This is a genomic window from Bradyrhizobium sp. CCGE-LA001, assembly GCF_000296215.2.
Lineage (GTDB): Bacteria > Pseudomonadota > Alphaproteobacteria > Rhizobiales > Xanthobacteraceae > Bradyrhizobium.
This window is the reverse complement of record NZ_CP013949.1, coordinates 1,548,541-1,569,594: the sequence shown is the minus strand read 5'-3', so window position 1 is coordinate 1,569,594 and position 21,054 is coordinate 1,548,541. Positions and strand designations below refer to the sequence as shown.

Here is a 21,054-nt window from a genome sequence, read left to right as displayed (position 1 = left end):
GGCACGATTAACTTGTCTGTCGCGGCTTGCCGCTACAATATGTTGGATTGAGCTCGCGTCGCCGGGGTCCTCGACTGGCAACGCGACCGAGCCAGGCCCGTCCGAGCGGCGGGCCGTTGGCTTTTTGGGAGCCTGGACATGAGCCGCGCGAACCGTACCGACCACATCCGCCTGACCTCCCATCCGGAGCCGGGCCGGAAGGCCGCCTTCCCGATCCATTGGGGCGCCACTGATGCGCGCGCCCGCGGGCCGATCATCGGCACGGTGTCGCGCACGGGCGATCGCAACGTGATCGGCAGCCATGGCGGCTCCTATGCGATGTACCGGGCGCTCGCAGTCTCCGCCGGCGCGCTCGATCCGATCCGCCGCCCTGATCTCACCAACACGTTCCCGGCCGCGACCATCGGGCCGTTCGAGCAGTGGCAGGATCCGGCAAAGATCGTTGCGCTTGATCCATGGGGTCATCTCGTCGCCGAAAACTTCCGCCAGGAGATCGCCGAAGGCGTCGATATCCGCCCGAGCATTGCGGTGACGCGGGCCCGGCTCGACCTGCCGGAGATTCGCGAGGCGCTCGCCGCAAAACGCTTACGCGCCGACGGCGAGGTCGTGCACGCCAATGGCAGCGTGTCGGTGGTGAAGATCGCGATCGATCCGGTCTGGTACCTGCCCGGCCTCGCGACGCGCTTCGGCACCGGCGAGACCGAGCTGCGGCGGACGCTGTTCGAGCAGACCGCCGGCATGTTCCCGGAGTTGGTGACGCGGCCGGACATGAAGGTGTTTTTGCCGCCGATCGGCGGCACCACGGTCTATATGTTCGGCGACGTGACGAAACTGCCGGACCATCGCACCAGGATCACCTGCCGCGTGCATGACGAGTGCAACGGCTCCGACGTGTTCGGCTCCGACATCTGCACCTGCCGGCCCTACCTGATTCACGGCATCGAGGAATCCGCGCGCGGCGCGCAGGAGGGCGGGCTTGGGCTCGTCGTCTATAATCGCAAGGAAGGCCGCGCGCTCGGCGAGGTCACCAAATTCCTGGTCTACAACGCGCGCAAGCGCCAGGAGGACGGCGATGCCGCCGCCGCCTATTTCGAGCGCACCGAATGCGTCGCCGGCGTCCAGGACGCGCGCTTCCAGCAATTGATGCCTGATACGATCCACTGGCTCGGCCTGAAGCGCATCGACCGCTTCCTGTCGATGAGCGACATGAAATACGACGCGCTGACCTCGCAAGGCATCGATATCGTCGAGCGGGTGCCGATCCCGCCGGAGCTGATCCCGGCCGATGCCTATGTCGAGATCGCCGCAAAGAAGGCGGCCGGCTATTACTCGACCGACATCGCGCCGGAAAAGGACGTGGATGGCGTGGTCGGGCGTTCGCTGGAAAAATACTGATCGCGCATGGCGGAAGCTTTGGAATTGCAAGCGCGCTCGCTGCTCACCGCAAATGCGGTTCGCGCGCGCGCTCGCCAGATGCTCGACATCGGCCTTGCCGATGGCTTGCGCCATTTTACTGTTGATCTCGACCGCATGGACGGCGTTGCTGAAGCCGTGCTCGCGGTGACGCGCAAAGCCTACCCGACGCTGGACATCCCCTTCCATGCGCGTTGGCGGCACTTTGTGCTGGGCGGCATCGACCGCTGGGCGCAACTGGCCGACGCAGCGTCGTGGTGGGATCGCGCGGCGCGGGCGCGCGCGGAGTTCGACCTCGCCATCGTCAGCGTGCTGCTCGACGCCGGCGCCGGCGCGGCGTGGCGCTACCGTGACATGGAAACGGGACAAGCCATCGGCCGCTCCGAGGGGCTTGCGATCGCAAGCCTCGACATGTTCGCGAGCGGGCTCTTCTCGCACGACGCAGGCTCGCCGTTCAGGGCGGACGCGGACGTGCTCGCGAAGCTGCCGCTCGCTGCTCTCAAATCCGCCTTTCAAGCGAGCGACGACAATCCGCTGCTCGGGCTCGAGGGACGCGCCGATCTGCTGCGCCGGTTGGGGAAGCTGATGGCAGAGCATGCCGATGTCTTCGGCATGCACGACACGCCGCGGCCGGGTGGGCTGTTCGATCACATCGCAGCGCAGGCAAATGGCGGCGCCATTGCCGCCCCCGTGATCCTGTCGGCGGTGCTGAACCAGCTCGGGCCAATCTGGCCCTCGCGACTGGAGCTCGCAGGCGTTCCGCTCGGCGATTGCTGGCGCCATCCGGCGATCAAGGCGAACGACGCAACGGAGGGTCTCGTGCCACTGCACAAGCTGTCGCAATGGCTGAGCTATTCGCTGATCGAGCCGCTGCAACGCGCGGGCTTTGTCGTCACCGATATCGACGGCCTGACCGGGCTTGCCGAGTATCGCAATGGCGGCTTGTTCGTCGATCACGAGGTGCTGCGCCTGCGCGATCCTGCCGATGCCGAGCGCGCGCATGCGGTGGATTCGCTGCTCGTCGTGGAATGGCGTGCGCTCACCGTGGCGCTGCTCGACCGGCTGGCCGAGCGCATCCGCGCCAAGCTCGGCCGCACGCCCGAGACATTACCGCTCGCCAGCATTCTCGAAGGCGGCACCTGGGCCGCCGGCCGCGCCGTTGCCTTTGCGCGCCGTCCTGATGGTTCTCCGCCGCTCAAGGTGATCAGCGACGGCACGGTTTTCTAAGACCTCTCCCCTTGTGGGAGAGGGTGGCTTCGCGACAGAGAAGCCGGGTGAGGGGTCTCTCCGCGGACCCATCTCTCAGTGGAGTTCGCGGAGAGACCCCTCATCCGGCGCTTCGCGCCACCTTCTCCCACAAGGGGAGAAGGGAAGAAGAAGAGCATCCGATCATGGAAGGCGTCACGATCGTCGATCATCCCCTCGTGCAGCACAAGCTGACGCTGGTGCGGGAAAAGTCCATCTCGACAAAATCCTTTCGCGAGCTGATCAAGGAGATCGGCATGCTCTTATGCTACGAGGTGACGCGCGATCTGCCGCTGACTGACACCGTCATCGAGACGCCGCTGGCGACGATGCATTCGGCCAAGATCGCCGGCAAGAAGCTGGTGTTCGTGCCGATGCTGCGCGCCGGCACCACTTTCGTCGACGGCATGATGGACCTGGTGCCGACGGCGCGCGTGGCGCATATCGGGCTTTACCGCGAGCCGCTCAGCTTTGCCGCGGTCGAGTATTTCTTCAAATCGCCGTCCGATCTCGGCGAGCGCCTCGCCGTCGTGGTGACGCCGGTGGTCGCGACCGCCAACACGGCGGTCGCCGCGATCGACCGGTTGAAGGAGCGCGGCGCCAGGGACATCCGCCTCGCCTGCCTCATCGCCGCGCCGGAAGGGCTGGAGCGGTTGCGCGGCCTGCATCCGGACGTTCCGATCTGGACGGCGGCGGTGGACGAAGGCCTCGACGAGAACGGCTTCATTCTCCCGGGGCTCGGTGACGCCGGCGACCGCGCCTACGGGACGCGATAAGTCCAAGCATTTAGGAACAGCTTGCATCGCGCGAGGTTCTCCTGCTTTGCGATGGAGAGCACGATGACCTATCAGAATGACGACCGCAGGGCCGACCGAGCCCGCCGCAACAGCCCGGTGGGCTGGGCGGTCGGCGCGATGTTCGTGATTGCTGTGGTCGCCGCCGTCTTGTTCTACAATGGGCGGGAGGTCGGTCCGCAGACCACGACCTCGAACCCGAACACGGCGCCCAACGTCACGACGGGATCGAATCCGCCTGCTACGCCGGCGAAGTGATGCGCTAGAGCTTCGGTTCTGATTGAATCAGAACCGAAGCTCTAGATTCTTGTATTGACGCGTTTTCTTCACGCGAACCGGTGTCCACTTCGCTCAAAAACGCTCTAAAGGCAGGCCGTCACACCTTGCCGCTGCCGCAAATGCCCTTCAGCGCCTGCCACTCCTTGTCGGTCAATAGCGGCGGGCCGCTGACGGGACGATCTTCCTTGGTCATGCGGGCGAGACGGTCCTCGGTCAGCGGATGGCTGGCGAGGATATTGGTCAGGCCGGAGCCGCCCTCCTTGCCGGTGATGCGGAACATCAGCTCGGCCGCGGGCTTCGGCGAGCGGCCGAGCGCGTGCATGGTCTCGATCGCAAACGTATCCGCGGCGGTCTCGGCCTCGCGCGAATAGGACGCTTCGACCAGGCTGCGCGAGGCGAAGATCACGGCCGAGGAGCCGGTGACGTCGCCAAACAACAGGCCGATCAGGAATGAGGTGCCGCCGTTGTAGATCAGGCCGCGCATGTTGTCGTGATGCTTGAGGTGGCCGAGCTCGTGCGCGAGGATGCCGGCGAGCTCGTCCGGAGTTTCGGCCTTGTCGAGCAGGCCCTTGAGCACGAAGACCTTGCCGCCGGGTAGCGCAAATGCGTTCGGCACGGGCGTCGACATCACGCCCGCCGTCATGGAATCGCCGTCGAGGCCGGCGGCGTCGCGCAGGCGATTGACGAGCTTGGTGAACGCGGCCTTGCCCGCGGGGTCCTCGCACACGCTGCGGCCGAAGATGGTCTTCATCTGGACCTCGGCGGCATCGCCGATGCGGCGCTCGACGGGCTTCGGCACCAGCGGCGCGAGACGGTCGGCGGCGAGCGGCACACCGAACAGGACGACGCAGACGATGGAGACGGCGGCGGCCACCGACCAGCCCACGATCCTGGCGACACCGCCACGCGTGGTCTGGTGCTCGTCGAGGCGCGTGCAACGGACGACCACATCTGCCGCGACCTCGGCATCGCGAATCTCGAGCCGCGCCAAGGGCGGCGCGGATGTCGAGGCCAGGCGCAAAATCCCTGGTGGGCCGTCGGCACGGCGGATATCGGCATAGGCCCAGCGAATGGGCGTAGCCCCCTCCTCGACGATCTCGAGGGCATCGCCGAGCGTCAGCGTCACCTGACGCTTGCGGCTCGAGACGCCGTCGAAGAAGATCGTCGGCTTGACGGACTGCGCCGGGGCCTCTGTCGACAACTCACTCACGGTTCAAAATCCCGCAACATCCAGGCCGTCGGCAAAACCTTCGCCGAGCGCGTTGGCGAGCTGACCGCTGCCACGCACATCCGCCGCGGCTGCGATGTTGTGCACCTCGACGGTCTCCAGCACCTTGGCCCAGAGATCGCGCTGAAGATAGACGCGCATGACGATGTTGATGGCAAGAGCGACCGCGAAATAGCCGATCACCATCATCACCACCATCGGGATGCTCTTGGTGGCATTGTCGCCGGCGAACGCCTCCTCGGCTGAAACGCCGCTCAGCGTGACCACGAGGAATATACCGCCGACCATATAGACGCCGAAAGCGGCCGAGAGCAGCGTCCACCAGCCGATCACCTTCCAGTACAGGCCGTAGAAAGCGTCGTGCGGCAATTGCGAGGACAGGCTGACGCCGCCGATGCGGATGCCGTCGAGCCACCAGCGCCATTCGCGCGCCTTGAACTCGGCGTAGAGGAACGGCGCGATCGGGAAAACGACGAACGCGATCGGGCTGAGCAGCCACAGCCACCAGCCGCGCTTGAAGAAGGTCCAGCCGTCGCCTTCGAAATCGCCGGTGAGATCGCCGTAATGGGTGTGCTGCATCTTGTAGCGTTCGAGCGCAGCCTCGCGCCAGGGCAGCGCCAGGCCTAGCGTGAGGAACACGAGCAGGCCCCACAGCATGGCGCGGAGCGAATAGGCCCAGCCCGAGCCGTCCATCCAGAAGCGCACGCCGCGCCAGACCGTCCGCGTCAGGCGATAGCGCCGCGCGCGAAAGATCGCGAACTGGCCGAAGGCGTAGAAGGCGAGGAACAACGGCACCGAGGCGAAGGCCTGCCAGCGCTCGAACTCGATGCCAACAAGGAAATAGGCAAGATAGATCGGCACCAGGATCGCCAGCGCGACCAGGAAGCCGATCAGGAGCTCCTTGGCCCGGCCGGTGTATTCGGCGGCATCGCCGTCAACCGCGGTATGCGTCCACAGATGACGACGAATGTCGGTGACCAGCCAGAACCGGTAGAAGCCGAAAGTGACGAGCTCCAGCATGGCACCCTTGGTGACCAATGTACGGAACTCGGTGCGATTGCCGGTGAAATCGACCCGCGTGGGCGGCAGCGGCGGGGGTAAGGGCTCGGAGCCGATGGGGGCCCATTGCATGTTATTCACGGCGGCAACCTCGAGATGCGGATCAGTTCCGGTCAAACTATAGATCAGAGGTTAGTCGATCCCCAAGATAGGCGGGTTCGATTTAGCTCGATTCCAGTCGGTTCTCCGCTCCGTGGCGTGCGCGAGGTCACGTTCGCGTGGCGGCGTGACGACCGTCCGACGTTCTCGTGAAGGTTGGATGTGGCAAAACTCGCCCTTGCCCCGACGCAGACAACCGGCTGTAATTGCACATCGAATACTGCAGCGCAGAATTCAACGACGCGCGGTTCATTATCAGGGAGAGCGGTCATGCATGGGACCATCGAGAGCGCGTCCAAGCTCGACGCCCTGCGCGCGCGCGCCACGTCGCTGCCGCTGGAGCAATTCGATCCGGGCGATCCGGAATTGTTCAGGACCGATACGTTCTGGCCCTATTTCGACCGGCTGCGCCGGGAAGATCCCGTGCACTATTGCAAGGACTCGATGTTCGGGCCGTATTGGTCGGTGACGCGCTACAACGACATTATGGAGATCGAGACCAACCATTCGGTGTTCTCCTCGGCTTCCGCGCTCGGCGGCATCACCATCCGCGACATCGATCCGGACCTGCGCCGCGAGAGCTTCATCTCGATGGACCCGCCGCGGCATGCGGCCCAGCGCAAGACCGTGGCGCCGATGTTCACGCCGACGCATCTGGACAATCTCGCGATCAACATCCGCAAGCGCTCGGCCGAGTGCCTGGACAACCTACCGCGCGGCGAGGTGTTCGACTGGGTCGACCAGGTCTCGATCGAGCTGACGACGCAGATGCTGGCGGTGCTGTTCGACTTTCCCTGGGAAGACCGCCGCAAGCTGACGCGCTGGTCCGACGTCGCCACCACCATTCCCGGTCCCGACGGTCTCGTCGCGACCGAGGAGGAGCGGATGGCCGAGCTGACGGAATGCGCGGCCTACTTCTCCCGCCTCTGGAAGGAGCGCAGCGAGCAGCCGCCGAAGAGCGACCTGTTGTCGATGATGGCGCATGGCGCCGCGACGCGCGACATGGATGCCAAGAACTTTCTCGGTAATCTCATCCTTTTGATCGTGGGCGGCAACGACACCACCCGCAACACCATGTCGGGTTCACTTCTGGCGCTGAGCCAGCATCCGGATCAATACCGCAAGCTGCGCGAGAACCCCGATCTGCTCGACAGCTTCGTACCCGAGGTGATCCGCTGGCAGACGCCGCTGGCGCATATGCGCCGCACCGCGCTCTCCGATTTCGAGTTCCGCGGCAAGCACATCAAGAAGGGTGACAAGGTCGTGATGTGGTACGTCTCCGGCAACCGCGACGAGGACGTGATCGAAAGACCCTACGAGTTCATCATCGACCGCGCCCGCCCACGCACGCACCTCTCGTTCGGTTTCGGCATCCACCGCTGCGTCGGCCTGCGGCTCGCTGAACTCCAGCTCAAGATTATCTGGGAAGAAATCCTTAGGCGTTTCGACCATATTGATGTGGTCGGCGAACCCAAGCGGGTCTATTCGAGTTTCGTGAAGGGTATCGAGACGCTGCCGGTGAAGATTGCGGCGTGATTAGAACGCAACTGGAGCCACGATCATGAACATCCAAGCGCCGGTCAAAGTAGACAGGGCCGAACGCATGCGCAGGGCCCGCGAGGAGGCCTATGCGACGCCGCTGTCGCAATTCCACCCCGGCGCGCCCCGGCTGTTTCAGGACGACACGCTGTGGCCCTGGTTCGAGCGGCTGCGCAAGGAAGAGCCGGTGCATTATTGCACCAACGCGCCGATCGAGCCCTATTGGTCGGTGGTGAAATACAACGACATCATGCATGTCGACACCAATCACGGCATCTTCTCCTCGGACTCGACGCTCGGCGGCATCTCGATCCGCGACGTGCCGCCCGGCTACGACTATCCGAGCTTCATCGCGATGGACCAGCCCCGCCATTCGGCGCAGCGCAAGACGGTGTCGCCGATGTTCACCCCTCAGCATCTCGACGAGCTGGCCAAGCTGATCCGGCAACGCTCGCAGACGGTGCTCGACAATCTGCCGCGCAACGAGACCTTCAATTTCGTCGAGCGCGTCTCAATCGAACTGACGACGCAGATGCTGGCGACGCTGTTCGATTTCCCCTGGGAGGAGCGGCGCAAGCTGACGCGCTGGTCCGACGTTTCGACCGCGCTGCCCAAGAGCGGCATCGTCGCCTCCGCCGAAGAGCGCCGCCGCGAGATGGACGAGTGCTATGCCTACATGTCCAAGCTGTGGAACGAGCGGGTCAACTCCGCGCCGCGCAACGATCTCTTGTCGCTGATGGCGCACAACGACGCCACCCGCCACATGGACCCCGACAACCTCATGGGCAACATCATCCTGCTCATCGTCGGGGGCAACGACACCACGCGCAACACCATGACCGGCTCGGTGCTGGCGCTGAACGAGAACCCGGAGCAGTACGACAAGCTGCGCGCCAATCCGGAGCTGATCGATTCCATGGTGCCGGAGGTGATCCGCTGGCAGACGCCGCTGGCGCATATGCGGCGCACCGCGCTCCAGGATACCGAGATCGGCGGCAAGTCGATCCGCAAGGGCGACCGCGTCGTGATGTGGTACGTTTCGGGCAACCGCGACGAGGAGATGTTCGACAAGCCGAACGACTTCATCATCGACCGCCCGCGGCCGCGCACCCATCTCTCCTTCGGTTTCGGCATCCACCGCTGCGTCGGCATGCGCCTCGCCGAGCTGCAGCTGAAGATCGTCTGGGAGGAGATGCTGAAGCGCTTCGGCCGCATCGAGGTGGTCGGCGAGCCGAAGCGGATCTATTCGAGCTTCATCAAGGGATACGAAACGCTGCCGGTGCGGATTCCGGGGTAGGCCCGCTGTACCCCAACCTCTGCTGTCATGCCCCGCGAAAGCGGGGCATCCAGTACGCCGCAGCTTCTTGGTTCTAGCCGCACCGACTCTGGAATACTGGATTGCCCGCCTTCGCGGGCAATGACACCGAGGATGGAGCGACCAGTGCACCGCCCCTACGCTCGGCGAACGCGACACCCAGCTATAAAATTCCGGCATGACAGCTCGCGCCAGATGCGAAGGCAAGATGACGCGCGACTGTTCTACGACACCAGCGCATCTAACTCAATTTGATGTCCCACACCCCTTCCTTGCGGCAGGCGGCGACCTCCTCGCGCAGCAGCGCGGTGATGGCGAGCGAGGCCGTCGAGGCCGGACGGTCGATCGGAGAAGCAAAGATGAGCTCGCGCGTCATCGGTTTCGAGACGACAGCGGTTTCCAGCCGTCCGTCCGCGACCTCGGCGTGGACCGACGAAGGCGGCAAAAGCGCGAAGCCGAGGCCCTCCTCGACGAGGCTGGTCAGCACGCGAAAGGAATCCGCCTCGAGCTGGACGTCGAGCTTGATCTTGCGCTGGGCGGCGGCGTGCTCGATCAGGGCGCGGAGGCCGTGGGAATGACTGGGCAACACCAGGCGTTGCCGCAACAGCCAGCCGATATCGACGCTCTTCTTGCGTGCGAGGCCGCAGCCGCGCGGGCCGACCGCGACGATGTTGTCGCGGCCGAGGCTCTCGACGTTGAGATGCAGATCGGCGGAGCGGCCGTAGAGGATGGCGAGGTCCATCTCGCCGCGATGCAGCCATTCGACCAGATGGCCGCTGTAGCTCTCGACGATGCGCAGCGAGATGCCGGGAAACTTTTCGACGCTGCGCCGCGCAAAGCGCGCCGACAGCACGCAGCTCACGGTTGGAACCAGGCCAAGCACGACTTGGCCCGACGGCGGGCCCTTGGTCGATTGGATGTCATCGCGAATCTGGTCGATCTGCCGCACGATGCCGGAGGTGCGCGCCAGCAGCAGGCGGCCGGCCTCGGTCAGCACCATGCCGCGGCCGTTGCGGGTGAACAGCTCCGTGCGCAGCTCGTGTTCCAGAAGCTTGATCTGCCGGGAGAGCGCCGGCTGCGCGACGCGCAGTGTGTCGGAGGCCTTGGAGAGGCTGCCGAGCTCCGCCACGCAACTGAAGGTCCTGAGCTGCCGGAAATCCATGCTTGCCAATCCTGGAAGGCTACTCCATACGCTATAGCAAATGAGCATAGGGGGCTGGCGATGTTTTCACAACGCCAGAGGATGGGCCGGCGTTATCTTAACTGCCGCCATCGATTGGAAACGCCATGAGTCAAGACCACCACACCGAAGATTACGCCGACATCCGCGAAGCCGTCGCAAAACTCTGTGCGCAGTTTCCCGGCGAGTATTGGCGCAAGCTCGATCGCGAAATGGCCTACCCCAAGGCCTTCGTCGATGCGTTGACGCAGGCCGGCTATCTCTCGGTGCTGATCCCCGAGGAATATGGCGGGGCAGGCCTGAAGCTTTCGGCGGCCGCGGCGATCCTCGAAGAGATCCAGCGCGCCGGCTGCAACGGCGGCGGCTGCCATGCCCAGATGTACACGATGGGCACCGTGCTGCGGCACGGCAACGACGAGCAGAAGGCGAAATATTTGCCGAAGATCGCCAGTGGCGAATTGCGTCTTCAGGCGTTCGGCGTCACCGAGCCGACCAGCGGCACCGACACCTCCTCGCTGAAAACCTTCGCACGCAAGGACGGCAATGACGGCTACATCGTCAACGGCCAGAAGATCTGGACCAGCCGCGCCGAGCATTCCGACCTGATGGTGCTGCTGGCGCGCACCACGCCGAAGGACCAGGTGAAGAAGCGCACCGATGGCCTGTCGGTGTTCATCGTGGACATGCGCGAGGCCAAGAACAATGGCCTCGAGATCCGTCCGATCCGCACGATGATGAACCACGCCACGACGGAAGTGTTCTTCACCGACATGAAGGTGCCGGCGGAAAATCTGATCGGCGAGGAAGGCAAGGGCTTTCGCTACATCCTGTCCGGCATGAATGCCGAGCGTATCCTGATCGCGGCCGAATGCGTCGGCGACGCCAAATGGTTCATCGCCAAGGCGACGAACTACGCGAAGGAGCGCAGCGTGTTCGGCCGGCCGATCGGCCAGAACCAGGGCATTCAGTTCCCGATCGCCAAGGCCTACGCTTCGATGCGCGCGGCCGAATTGATGGTGAAGGAAGCCACCCGCAAATACGAAGCCGGGCTCGACTGCGGCGCCGAGGCCAACATGGCCAAGATGCTGGCGGCAGATGCGTCCTGGGAAGCGGCCAATGCCTGCATCCAAACCCATGGCGGCTTTGGCTTTGCCGAGGAGTACGACGTCGAGCGCAAATTCCGCGAGACGCGGCTCTATCAGGTGGCGCCGATCTCGACCAACCTCGTGCTCTCCTTCGTCGCCGAGCACGTGCTCGGCATGCCCCGCTCGTACTGAGGCAGCGATCATGGGAGCATTGGAAGGGATCAGGGTGATTGCGGTCGAGCAGGCGGTGGCGGCGCCGTTCTGCTCCTCGCGCCTGGCGGATGCCGGCGCGGAGGTAATCAAGATCGAACGCCCCGAAGGCGATTTCGCCCGCGGCTATGACGCCGCGGCCAAGGGCCAGAGCAGCTATTTCGTCTGGCTCAACCGCGGCAAGCGATCGGCCGTGGTCGACCTCGCGACGAAAGAAGGCTGCGCGGAACTGGAGAAGCTGATCGCGAGCGCCGACGTGCTGATCCAGAACCTCAAGCCGGGCTCGATGGACAAGCTCGGCTTCTCGCGCGAGCGGCTTTTGAAGGACTATCCGAAGCTGATCTCGTGCACCATCACCGGCTATGGCGATGAGGGCCCTTACGCGCATCGCAAGGCCTATGATCTCTTGATCCAGGCGGAAAGCGGGCTTGCCTCGATCACCGGCAATCCCGACGGCGCCTCGCGCGTCGGCATGTCGATCGTGGACGTCGCGACCGGCGCGACCGCGCATGCGGCAATTCTGGAGGCGCTGATCGCGCGCGGGCGCACGGGCAAGGGCGCCGACATCCGCATCTCCATGTTCGATGTGATGGCGGACTGGTGCACCGTGCCGCTGCTGAATTCGGAAGCCGGCAATCCGCCCAAGCGCATGGGCCTGCGCCATCCCTCGATCGCTCCCTATGGCGTATTCACCTCCAAGGATGGCAAGGACATCCTGATCTCGATCCAGAGCGAGCGCGAGTGGAAGACGCTGTGCGCCAAGGTGCTCGATCAGCCGGATCTGCCGGCCGACCCCCGCGTCGCCAACATGGTCGAGCGCGTGCGCAACCGCGACTTCACCGACACGACCGTTGCAGACATCTTCGGCAAGATGACCCGAGACGAGCTCTTGAAGCGCCTGTCGGAGGCCGACATCGCCTTCGCCGAGGTCAACACCATGGCCGACCTCACGGGCCACCCGCATCTGCGCCGCATCGAGGTCGACACGCCGAACGGCCGCGTCAGCTATCCCGCGCCGGCGCCGATCATCGTCGGCGAGACCCGCTCCTACGGCCCGGTACCAGCGATCGGCGAAAATCCACAATCGAAGAAGTAACAGAGCGAGGCGTCATGACCGAGAAGCTCGACATCGATCATCTCAGGCAATGGATCGGCCGCAGCACGGAGGCCACCGATATCGTCACCGCACAGCTCGTCAAGGGCCTGCGCGCGACGCTGTTCCAGGAGGTCGGCGAGCCCAGGAAAGGCGATGCCGCACCGTTTACCGTGCACTGGTGCCTGGCGCAGCCGGTGTTTCCGATGTCGATGCTCGGGCCCGACGGTCATCCGACCCGCGGCGGCTTCCTGCCGCCGGTGCCGCTGCCGCGCCGGATGTGGGCCGGCGGCGAGATCGAATTCCTGCAGCCGCTTTGTGTCGGCGATGAATCGACGCGGACCTCGCGCATCGCCGACGTGCAGGTCAAATCAGGCTCGACCGGCACGCTCTGCTTCGTCTCGGTCGAGCACAGCATCTCCTCGCCGCGGGGCACGGCCATCCGCGAACGGCAGGACATCGTCTATCGCGAGATGACCAGCAGCGCACCCGCTGGCGGCAAGCCCCCACCCCCGCCGCCGAAGGCGCAGCACCGCGAGACCCATGTCTCCGATCCCGTGCTGCTGTTCCGATATTCCGCGCTCACCTTCAACGGCCACCGCATCCATTACGATCGTGACTACGTCACCAAGGTCGAGGGTTATCCCGGCCTGATCTTCCACGGACCGTTGCAGGCGGCGCTGATCATCGAGCTGGCGGCGAAGCTGCGTGGCGGCAAGGCCCCGAAGAAGTTCAGCTATCGCGGGCTGCAGCCGCTGTTCGAGGGTACGGAGTTTTCGGTCAACGCCAACGAGACCGAGGCGGGCATGGAGCTGTGGACCGCGAACGCGGAAGGGCAGCCGACGATGAAGGGCACGGCGGTGTGGTAGGCCACCGCTATATCCTCCGTCATTGCGAGCACAGCGAAGCAATCCAGAATCCCTCCGCGGAACCAGTCTGGATTGCTTCGTCGCAAGGGCTCCTCGCAATGACGAGGCTAGGCTGCTGGCTTCGATAAACAACAGGGGACGGAATCCATGGCCAAGAACGGCAAGACCGGCAGCAAATCCGCCACCGTGAAGCAGGCGACGCTCGACCTGCTCCGCGCCTTCGGCATCGACAAGGTGTTCGGCAACCCCGGCTCGACCGAGCTGCCGTTCCTCTCGGATTGGCCCGATGACATCGACTACGTGCTGGCGCTGCAGGAAGCCTCCGCCGTCGGCATGGCCGACGGTTACGCGCAGGCGACACGCAATGCCGGCTTCGTCAATCTGCATTCGGCGGCCGGCGTCGGCAATGCGCTCGGCAACATCTACACCGCGCATCGAAACCAGACGCCGCTCGTGATCACCGCGGGCCAGCAGGCGCGCTCGATCCTGCCGCTGCAGGCGTTCCTCTATGCCGAGCGCGCGTCTGAATTCCCGCGGCCTTACGTGAAGTACAGCGTCGAGCCGGCGCGGCCCGAGGACGTGCCCGCCGCGATCGCGCGCGCCTATTACACTGCGATGCAGCCGCCGTGCGGGCCAACTTTCGTATCAATCCCGATCGACGATTGGGCGCATGCCTGCGCACCGGTCGAGGCCCGCAAGGTCAGCCGCGAGATCGGCCCCGAGCCTGACGCGATGAAGAGTCTGGTCGCTGCGCTCGGCGCCGCGAAGCACCCTGCCCTGGTCGTCGGTCCCGCTGTCGACCGCGCCGGTGCGGTGGAGCTGATGGTGCGCGTCGCCGAGAAAGCGAGGGCCAGCGTTTGGGTCAGCCCGTTCTCGGCGCGCTGCTCGTTCCCCGAGCGCCATCCGCAGTTCGCGGGCTTCCTGCACGCATCACCCGCGCAGCTATCCGATGCACTGCGCGAGCACGATCTCGTCGTGGTGATCGGCGCGCCGGTGTTCACCTTCCATGTCGAGGGCCATGCCGCGATCTTCGACGGCGGCGCGACGATCTTCCAGATTACCGACGATGCGGATGCGGCGGCGGTGACGCCGGTCGGCACCAGCATCATCACGACGATGAAGCCGGCGCTTTCGATGCTGCTCGACCTGCTGCCGGAGAGCAAGCGCGCGGCACCGAAGGGCCGCACGCTACCGCCGGCGCCGCAAGCGGCCGATCCGCTCCCGGTCGAGTTCCTGCTGCATTCATTGTCGCAGACGATGCCGGAAGGCGCGTCACTTGTCGAGGAAGTGCCCTCGCACCGTCCGGCGATGCAGAAATTCCTGCCGATGCGCGGCCAGGACAGCTTTTATACGATGGCGAGCGGCGGCCTCGGCTATTCGCTGCCGGCCGCCGTCGGCATGGCGCTCGGCAAGCCGAACAGCCGTACGGTCTGCCTGATCGGCGACGGCTCGGCGATGTATTCGATCCAGGCGCTGTGGACCGCCGCGCAGCGCAAGCTGCCGCTCACCATCGTCGTCCTTAACAATTCCGGCTACGGCGCGATGCGCTCGTTCAGCCAGGTGATGCAGGTGAGGAACGTGCCAGGGCTGGAGCTGCCGGGGATCGATTTCGTCCGGCTCGCCGAAGGCATGGGCTGCCATGCGGTGCGGGTGACGAAGGCCGCGGAGCTCGGCGAGGCGCTGAAGCGCGGGATGGCGTATGCGGGCACGAGTCTCATCGAGGTCGTCGTGGATTCGGCGGTGCCGATGTTGTACGGGCAGAAGCATTGACGCTGCCGTAGCCCGATCGACGCTGTCGTAGCCCGGATGAGCGCAGCGATATCCGGGGTGCTGCAACGACAGAAGTCCCGGATGTCGCTTCGCTCATCCGGGCTACGAAGCTACGAAGCGAGGAATCCTCCGTCCGCCGCCAGCACGTGTCCCACGACGTACGATGACGCATCCGAGGCTAGCCACACCACGGCCTCCGCCACCTCCTCCGGGCTGCCCATCCGCCGCAGCGGCAGGCCGGCACTCACCGTCGTGACATCGCCGACGCCGGCACGCAGCATCATGTCTGTCACGACGCGGCCCGGCGCGATGGCGTTGATGCGGATGCCGCGCGGAGCGTTCTCCATCGCCGCCGAGCGCGTCAGCGAAATCGCGGCGGCCTTCGAGGCCGAATAGAGCGAGAAGCCCGGATTGGGATTGCGCACGCCGCTGACGGAGGCGTTGACGACGATGCTGCCGCGACCCTGCGCCAGCATGGCCGGCAGTTGGTGGCGCAGGCACAGGAACAGCGCGCGGACATTGGTGTCGAACACGCTGTCATAGATCTCGGTGCCCTGCTCCTCCAGCGGAGCGCGGCGCTCCTGGAAGCCGGCATTGTTGAAGGCGACGTCGAGCCGGCCGCAACGCGCGACGGCCGTCCCGACGAGGCGCGCGACGTCGTCCTCGCGCGTGATGTCGGTTTGGAGTGCGATCGCGACCGCGCCGAGGTCGCGGCAACCCGCGGCGGTCGCCTCGATCTCGGCCGCGCGGCGACCCGCGACGAGAATCGCCTCCGCGCCTTCGGATGCCATCCGCAGTGCGGTGGCGCGGCCGATGCCGCTGCCGCCGCCCGTGACGAGGCAGACCTTGCCCCTCATCCGCTGACCCGCCGGCGAAGCTCCACTCATGGCTCACTCCAAAATGCTTGCGCGCGCCGTTGCGCGCATATAGTTGTATGATACAACCATATGCCGGGAGTCAAGATGGCTGAGCTCGCGCTGATCGACGACATTCGTGCCGCGTCGCGCCTGATGGTGCGCGAGCTCGGCTTCATGGATGCGACAGTGGCGGCCTCTGACTATCCGCCGTCGGCGGTCCACACCATCCTGGAGATCGGCATTCGCGGGCCCATGACCTCCGCGGAGCTGGGTGATTTCCTGCGTCTGGAGAAATCCAGCGTCAGCCGATTGGTGCGCAAGCTGATCCACTGCGGCGAGCTGCGGGAGACGCCGGACGAGAGGGACGCGCGCAGCAAGCTGTTGTCATTGACGGCAAAGGGCCGGCGCACGCTCGAGGCGCTGCACGCGTTCGGCCGCCAGCAGGTGCGCGGCGCGCTGGCGGCGCTGACGGAGGCCGAGCAGCGCACGGTGCGCGAGGGGATGATGCTCTATGCGCGGGCGCTCAGGCAGAGTCGGGTGGAAAGCGAGTCCGAGTCGGCGGCCTGACCGCATTCTCGGTGTCATCGCCCGGCTTGACCGGGCGATCCAGTACTCCGAGAAGTCGGTGGTTAATCGATATGCCGCAGCGTACTGGATGCCCCGCCTTCGCGGGGCATGACAGCGCTGATTGGGGCAGCAGCCTCCCCTACTTCCCGAACTCCTCGCGCATCTTCGCCTGGATCTTGGCCATGCCGCCGATCCAGCGGTCGTAATTCTCGGTCTTCTTGCGCATGTAGCCGAGCACTTGCGGGTGCGGCAGGATCAGGAACGTTTCCTGCTCGAGGCCGGCGAGCACGTCTTTCGCGACCTGCTCGGGCGTGAGATCACCGTCGCCGGATTGCGGGCCCTTGGGGATCGAGCGCAGCATGTTGGTGTCGACGCCCTGCGGGCAGAGGATCGAGACCTTGATGTTATCGGCCTTGTGCGAGATCGCGAGATTCTCGGCGAAGCCGACTGCGGCATGCTTGGTCGTCGAATAAGCCGGGCTGCCGACCTGCGACAACAGGCCCGCGGCCGAGATGGTGTTGAGGAAATAGCCGCCACCGCGCGACTTCATGCGCGGGACCAGATGCCGCGCGGCATAGACGTGGGCCATGACGTGGATCGCCCAGCTGCGCTGCCAGGGCTCATCCGAGGCGCCGCCGGCATTGACCGACATCGGATCGAAGCCGCTGCCGATGCCGGCGTTGGAGCAGAACAGCGCGATCGGGCCGAACTGCCGCTCGGTCTCCTCGATGACGTGGGCGATGTCCTTTTCCTGCGCGACGTCGCATTTGAAGGCGGCGCCGTCCACCATCGCCGCGACTGCCCGCGCATTGGCGGCATCCATGTCCGCGACGACGACCTTGGCTGCGCCCGCGTGGTGAAAGGCCTCGCACAGCGCCTTGCCGATGCCGTTTGCGCCGCCCGTGACGACCACGACTTTGCCGGTCACCTGCATGCGACGTCTCCTCTGAATACCGCGTTTTGTTCGTGCTCAGCTCAACACGAGGTCGAGCACCGCGGTATAATGGCACGCCGCGCCGGCCAAGACAAAGCCGTGCCAGATCGCATTCTGGAAGCGCAGCCGCCGCCAGGCGTGGAAGATCACGCCGAAGCTGTAGAGCAGGCCGCCCGCCAGGATGAAGCCGAGCGCCAGCGCGGGCAACGCCCTGACCACGGGGCCATAGAGCATCACGCCGCTCCAGCCCATCGCGAGATAGATGCCGACCGAGACCCGGTCGAACCGGCCGGGATAGAGCAGCTTCAGCACGATGCCGAGGAACGCCACGCACCAGACACCCGCGAGCAGCATCAGCGCGAACACGCTATCCTTCACCTCTAGGATGAACGGAGTGTAGGTCGCCGCGATCAGGAGATAGATCGCCGAATGGTCGAACCGCCGCAGCAGCCATTTGGCCGGCGACACCGGCCATAGATTATAGGTCGCCGACAGCACCAGCATCGAGATCAGGCCCGCGACATAGATCGAGACGCCGACGACGTCTGTCGCGTCGGCATAGATCGCCGTCAGCACCACCAGCACGGTCGCGGCAATGATGCCGGAGAGCACGCCGATCCCATGGATGATGCCGTCGGCGATCAGCTCGGCACGATCATAGTTCCAGCCGATCACGTCGGCTGCGGCGTGGACGGAGGTGGATGCAAACTGTTTCAGCTGGAAGACGGTCATGGCAATCCGCAAAGCTTGGCAATGCCCTTTTCTATGGGTCTTTCGGGACCGGCGCGTCGTTCAAACCGCTGTTTGCCGACAAAGGCGGTGGAAGTATGAAACTTGATTTTCCTCACGCAATTGCCACTTTTGTGAACGGTCACACATCCCGCCCGCCCGAGATCAGTTAACGTTCATATGGCATTCAGTTTCCAAGATATGGTCGAAGAAGCGCGGCAATCGGCGCGGGCGCTGATCGACTATGGCGAGCACTTCTTCAATCCGACGGTGCGGCTCGGGGTGACCGGTCTCTCGCGCGCCGGCAAGACGGTGTTCATCACCGCGCTGATCCATGGCCTCACCCGTGGCGGCAGGTTTCCGGTGTTCGAGGCCTATGCCTCGGGCCGGATCGCGCGGGCATATCTGACGCCACAGCCCGACGATGCCGTGCCGCGCTTTGCGTATGAGAACCATCTGCGCGCGCTGATCGAGGAGCGGCGCTGGCCGAACTCGACCGTCGACATCAGCGAGCTCAGGCTCGTCATCGACTATCAGCGCCCGAACGGCGCCGACCGCACCCTGACGCTCGACATCGTCGACTATCCCGGCGAATGGCTGCTGGACCTGCCGCTGCTCCAGAAGAGCTACGAGCAATGGTCGGCGGAAAGCCTCGCGCTGTCACGCGAAGCACCGCGTGCGCATTTGGCCGCGGACTGGCACGCGCATCTGGCGACACTCAAGCCCGAGGCACGCGAGGACGAGCAGGCAACGCTGACGGCCGCAAAGCTCTTCACCAATTATCTGCGCGCCTGCCGCGACGAGCGCTTCGCGATGAGCCTGCTGCCGCCCGGCCGCTTCCTGATGCCCGGCAATCTCGCCGACACCCCGGCACTGACCTTCGCGCCGCTTGACGTGCCCGCGGGCAGGCAAGCGCCGGACGGCTCGCTCTGGGCGATGATGGTGCGCCGCTTTGAGGCCTACAAGGACATGGTGGTGCGGCCGTTCTTCCGCGATCATTTCGCGCGCCTCGATCGCCAGATCGTGCTGGCCGACGCGCTCGCCGCATTCAACTCCGGCCCGGAGGCGCTGCACGATCTCGAAGCCGCGCTTGCCGGCATTCTCGATTGCTTCAACATCGGCCGCAGTACCTTGCTCTCAAGCCTGTTCCGGCCGCGCATCGACCGCATCCTGTTCGCGGCGACCAAGGCCGATCACCTACATCATTCCAGCCACGACCGGCTCGAGGCCGTGCTGCGCCGTGCCGTCACACGCGCGGTTGCGCGTGCGGAAAATACCGGCGCGGCGATCGACGTCGTCGCGCTCGCCGCCGTGCGCGCGACGCGCGAGGCACAGGTGGCGCATGGCCGCGACAAACTGCCGTCGATCCTGGGAACACCGGCCGCGGGCGAGAGCGCCGGCGGCGAATTGTTCGACGGCAACACCGAGGTCGCGACCTTTCCGGGCGATCTGCCGCTGGATCCCGAACCGTTGTTCAACGGCACGGATTCGTTCCGCGGGCTCTCGACGCAGGCCGCCGGGAGCAGCGACTTCCGCTTCCTGCGCTTCCGGCCGCCGAAGCTTGAGCCCGAGGGCACCGAAGCGCCGGCGCTACCACACATCCGCCTCGACCGTGCCCTGCAGTTCCTGATCGGAGACAAGCTGTCATGACCGAGCGATCCCAGCAGCGGCGGCCGGCGACGTTCCGGCTCGACGATCCCGGCGTCGTCGTCACCGAGGCCGATGAGATCAGCCGGCTCGGCCGCGCCACCATCCAGATCACCCCGGAGCCCGATCCGGCCACGCTGCCGGTGCCGGTTCAAGCCGCGCGTCCGGCGCGGCGCGGCTTTCCCTGGGGCACGCTGTTCTGGTCGGGTCTTGCCGGGCTGACGCTGCTCGGGGTCGGGCTCGGCGTGGTCCATCTGATCGAGGATCTGTTTGCGCGCAGCGAAACGCTCGGCTTCGTCGGACTTGCCTTTGCATTCGTCACCGCGCTTGCGCTCGCGGTGGTGATCGGGCGCGAAGCGTTCGGCCTGGCGCGGCTTGCGACCATCGAGAAGCTGCATCAGCGGGCGGCTGCGGTGCTCGCCAGCGATGATCGCAAGGAGAGCCGCATCATCGTGCAGGACCTCCTCGACATTGCGCATCAAAACCCCCAGCTCGCCCGCGCCCGCGCCAAGCTGGAGAGCCATGCCGGTGAGATCATCGACGGCGCCGACATGATCCGGCTCGCCGAGCGCGAGTTGATGTCGCCGCTGGACGCCGAGGCGCGGCGGCTGGTGTCCTCGGCCGCGCAAAAGGTCTCGATCGTCACCGCGGTAAGCCCGCGCGCGGCGATCGACGTGCTGTTTGTCTTCGTCGCCGCACTGCGCCTGATCCGGCAACTCGCCTATCTCTACGGCGGCCGTCCCGGCGCGCTCGGCATGATCCGCCTGCTCCGCCACGTCATCGCCCATCTCGCCATCACCGGCGGCATGGCCGCGAGCGACAGCCTGGTGCAGCAGATGCTCGGCCATGGCATTGCGGCAAAGCTGTCGCAGCGGCTGGGCGAAGGCGTGCTCAACGGCTTGTTGACGGCGCGGCTGGGGCTGGCCGCGATCGACGTCACGCGGCCGCTGCCATTCGCAGCGCTGCCGCCGCCGAAGCTGGCCGATCTCGCGACGGATCTGCTGCGGAAGAAGGATGAGGACGAGTAACTCGTCGTGCGACTCACCCTCTCCCCTTGTGGGAGAGGGTGGCTCGCCGCAAAGCGGCGAGACGGGTGAGGGGTATCTCTCCGCACGTAAGCCCTCGCAGTCGTGTCCGCGGAG

General features: G+C 65.4%; 19 protein-coding genes. 13 read left to right on the top strand and 6 right to left on the bottom strand.

Going from position 1 to position 21,054, the window contains the following annotated elements:
• Positions 1-138 precede the first annotated feature (138 nt).
• The 4 genes from BCCGELA001_RS07525 (at position 139) to BCCGELA001_RS07510 (ending at position 3,710) form a co-directional block, all read left to right on the top strand.
• The gene (locus BCCGELA001_RS07525) at positions 139-1,395 is read left to right on the top strand and encodes a GTP cyclohydrolase II (protein ID WP_060734969.1); all 1,257 of its coding nucleotides are present in this window, start codon (positions 139-141) and stop codon (positions 1,393-1,395) included.
• A gap of 6 nt (positions 1,396-1,401) precedes the next feature.
• Positions 1,402-2,640 (top strand): URC4/urg3 family protein, encoded by a 1,239-nt coding sequence (locus BCCGELA001_RS07520; protein ID WP_060734968.1) that lies wholly within the window; start codon positions 1,402-1,404, stop codon positions 2,638-2,640.
• 164 nt (positions 2,641-2,804) lie between these two features.
• The gene (gene upp / locus BCCGELA001_RS07515; RefSeq protein WP_060734967.1) at positions 2,805-3,434 is read left to right on the top strand and encodes a uracil phosphoribosyltransferase; all 630 of its coding nucleotides are present in this window, start codon (positions 2,805-2,807) and stop codon (positions 3,432-3,434) included.
• A gap of 63 nt (positions 3,435-3,497) precedes the next feature.
• Positions 3,498-3,710 (top strand): hypothetical protein, encoded by a 213-nt coding sequence (locus tag BCCGELA001_RS07510; RefSeq protein ID WP_060737540.1) that lies wholly within the window; start codon positions 3,498-3,500, stop codon positions 3,708-3,710.
• A gap of 118 nt (positions 3,711-3,828) precedes the next feature.
• Here BCCGELA001_RS07510 and BCCGELA001_RS07505 read toward each other — a convergent pair whose 3' ends face one another.
• Both BCCGELA001_RS07505 and BCCGELA001_RS07500 read right to left on the bottom strand, forming a co-directional pair.
• Positions 3,829-4,941, bottom strand: a complete 1,113-nt coding sequence (locus tag BCCGELA001_RS07505) for a M48 family metallopeptidase (protein ID WP_060734966.1) — start codon at positions 4,939-4,941, stop codon at positions 3,829-3,831.
• A 3-nt stretch (positions 4,942-4,944) separates the two neighbouring features.
• Positions 4,945-6,090, bottom strand: coding sequence for a YjgN family protein (locus BCCGELA001_RS07500; protein ID WP_193409766.1), 1,146 nt, complete (start codon positions 6,088-6,090; stop codon positions 4,945-4,947).
• Positions 6,091-6,387: 297 nt separating this feature from the next.
• On the opposite strand from BCCGELA001_RS07500, the gene BCCGELA001_RS07495 reads away from it, so the two are divergent.
• Positions 6,388-7,653, top strand: a complete 1,266-nt coding sequence (locus BCCGELA001_RS07495) for a cytochrome P450 (protein ID WP_008563577.1) — start codon at positions 6,388-6,390, stop codon at positions 7,651-7,653.
• 25 nt (positions 7,654-7,678) lie between these two features.
• Positions 7,679-8,953 (top strand): cytochrome P450, encoded by a 1,275-nt coding sequence (locus tag BCCGELA001_RS07490; RefSeq protein ID WP_060734965.1) that lies wholly within the window; start codon positions 7,679-7,681, stop codon positions 8,951-8,953.
• A 259-nt stretch (positions 8,954-9,212) separates the two neighbouring features.
• On the opposite strand, the gene BCCGELA001_RS07485 is transcribed toward BCCGELA001_RS07490, so the two are convergent.
• Positions 9,213-10,133, bottom strand: a complete 921-nt coding sequence (locus tag BCCGELA001_RS07485) for a LysR substrate-binding domain-containing protein (RefSeq protein ID WP_008563566.1) — start codon at positions 10,131-10,133, stop codon at positions 9,213-9,215.
• 125 nt (positions 10,134-10,258) lie between these two features.
• Between BCCGELA001_RS07485 and BCCGELA001_RS07480 the strand changes: the two genes are divergently transcribed.
• The 4 genes from BCCGELA001_RS07480 to mdlC all read left to right on the top strand — a co-directional run bounded on the left by BCCGELA001_RS07480 (position 10,259) and on the right by mdlC (position 15,178).
• Positions 10,259-11,428, top strand: coding sequence for an acyl-CoA dehydrogenase family protein (locus BCCGELA001_RS07480; protein WP_060734964.1), 1,170 nt, complete (start codon positions 10,259-10,261; stop codon positions 11,426-11,428).
• Between the two features lie 10 nt (positions 11,429-11,438).
• Complete coding sequence (locus tag BCCGELA001_RS07475) at positions 11,439-12,542, top strand: CaiB/BaiF CoA transferase family protein (protein WP_060734963.1); 1,104 nt, start codon at positions 11,439-11,441, stop codon at positions 12,540-12,542.
• Positions 12,543-12,556: 14 nt separating this feature from the next.
• The gene (locus BCCGELA001_RS07470) at positions 12,557-13,408 is read left to right on the top strand and encodes an FAS1-like dehydratase domain-containing protein (protein ID WP_008563550.1); all 852 of its coding nucleotides are present in this window, start codon (positions 12,557-12,559) and stop codon (positions 13,406-13,408) included.
• 147 nt (positions 13,409-13,555) lie between these two features.
• On the top strand, positions 13,556-15,178 hold the full coding sequence (gene mdlC / locus BCCGELA001_RS07465) for a benzoylformate decarboxylase (RefSeq protein ID WP_060734962.1): 1,623 nt from the start codon (positions 13,556-13,558) through the stop codon (positions 15,176-15,178).
• 110 nt (positions 15,179-15,288) lie between these two features.
• Here mdlC and BCCGELA001_RS07460 read toward each other — a convergent pair whose 3' ends face one another.
• Positions 15,289-16,065 carry an SDR family NAD(P)-dependent oxidoreductase gene (locus BCCGELA001_RS07460; protein ID WP_060734961.1) on the bottom strand — a complete coding sequence of 259 codons (777 nt, stop codon included), beginning with the start codon at positions 16,063-16,065 and terminating at the stop codon, positions 15,289-15,291.
• 75 nt (positions 16,066-16,140) lie between these two features.
• On the opposite strand from BCCGELA001_RS07460, the gene BCCGELA001_RS07455 reads away from it, so the two are divergent.
• Positions 16,141-16,602: a MarR family winged helix-turn-helix transcriptional regulator gene (locus tag BCCGELA001_RS07455; RefSeq protein WP_083543500.1), complete on the top strand. Its 462-nt coding sequence runs from the start codon at positions 16,141-16,143 to the stop codon at positions 16,600-16,602.
• A gap of 139 nt (positions 16,603-16,741) precedes the next feature.
• On the opposite strand, the gene BCCGELA001_RS07450 is transcribed toward BCCGELA001_RS07455, so the two are convergent.
• Both BCCGELA001_RS07450 and trhA read right to left on the bottom strand, forming a co-directional pair.
• Complete coding sequence (locus BCCGELA001_RS07450; protein ID WP_008563534.1) at positions 16,742-17,536, bottom strand: SDR family oxidoreductase; 795 nt, start codon at positions 17,534-17,536, stop codon at positions 16,742-16,744.
• A 36-nt stretch (positions 17,537-17,572) separates the two neighbouring features.
• Complete coding sequence (gene trhA / locus BCCGELA001_RS07445) at positions 17,573-18,268, bottom strand: PAQR family membrane homeostasis protein TrhA (protein ID WP_008563531.1); 696 nt, start codon at positions 18,266-18,268, stop codon at positions 17,573-17,575.
• A gap of 177 nt (positions 18,269-18,445) precedes the next feature.
• On the opposite strand from trhA, the gene BCCGELA001_RS07440 reads away from it, so the two are divergent.
• Both BCCGELA001_RS07440 and BCCGELA001_RS07435 read left to right on the top strand, forming a co-directional pair.
• Positions 18,446-19,915 (top strand): YcjX family protein, encoded by a 1,470-nt coding sequence (locus tag BCCGELA001_RS07440; RefSeq protein ID WP_060734960.1) that lies wholly within the window; start codon positions 18,446-18,448, stop codon positions 19,913-19,915.
• Positions 19,912-20,940, top strand: a complete 1,029-nt coding sequence (locus tag BCCGELA001_RS07435) for a YcjF family protein (RefSeq protein WP_060734959.1) — start codon at positions 19,912-19,914, stop codon at positions 20,938-20,940. Before BCCGELA001_RS07440 ends, BCCGELA001_RS07435 begins: the two co-directional genes overlap by 4 nt.
• The last annotated feature ends 114 nt before the right edge of the window (positions 20,941-21,054 follow it).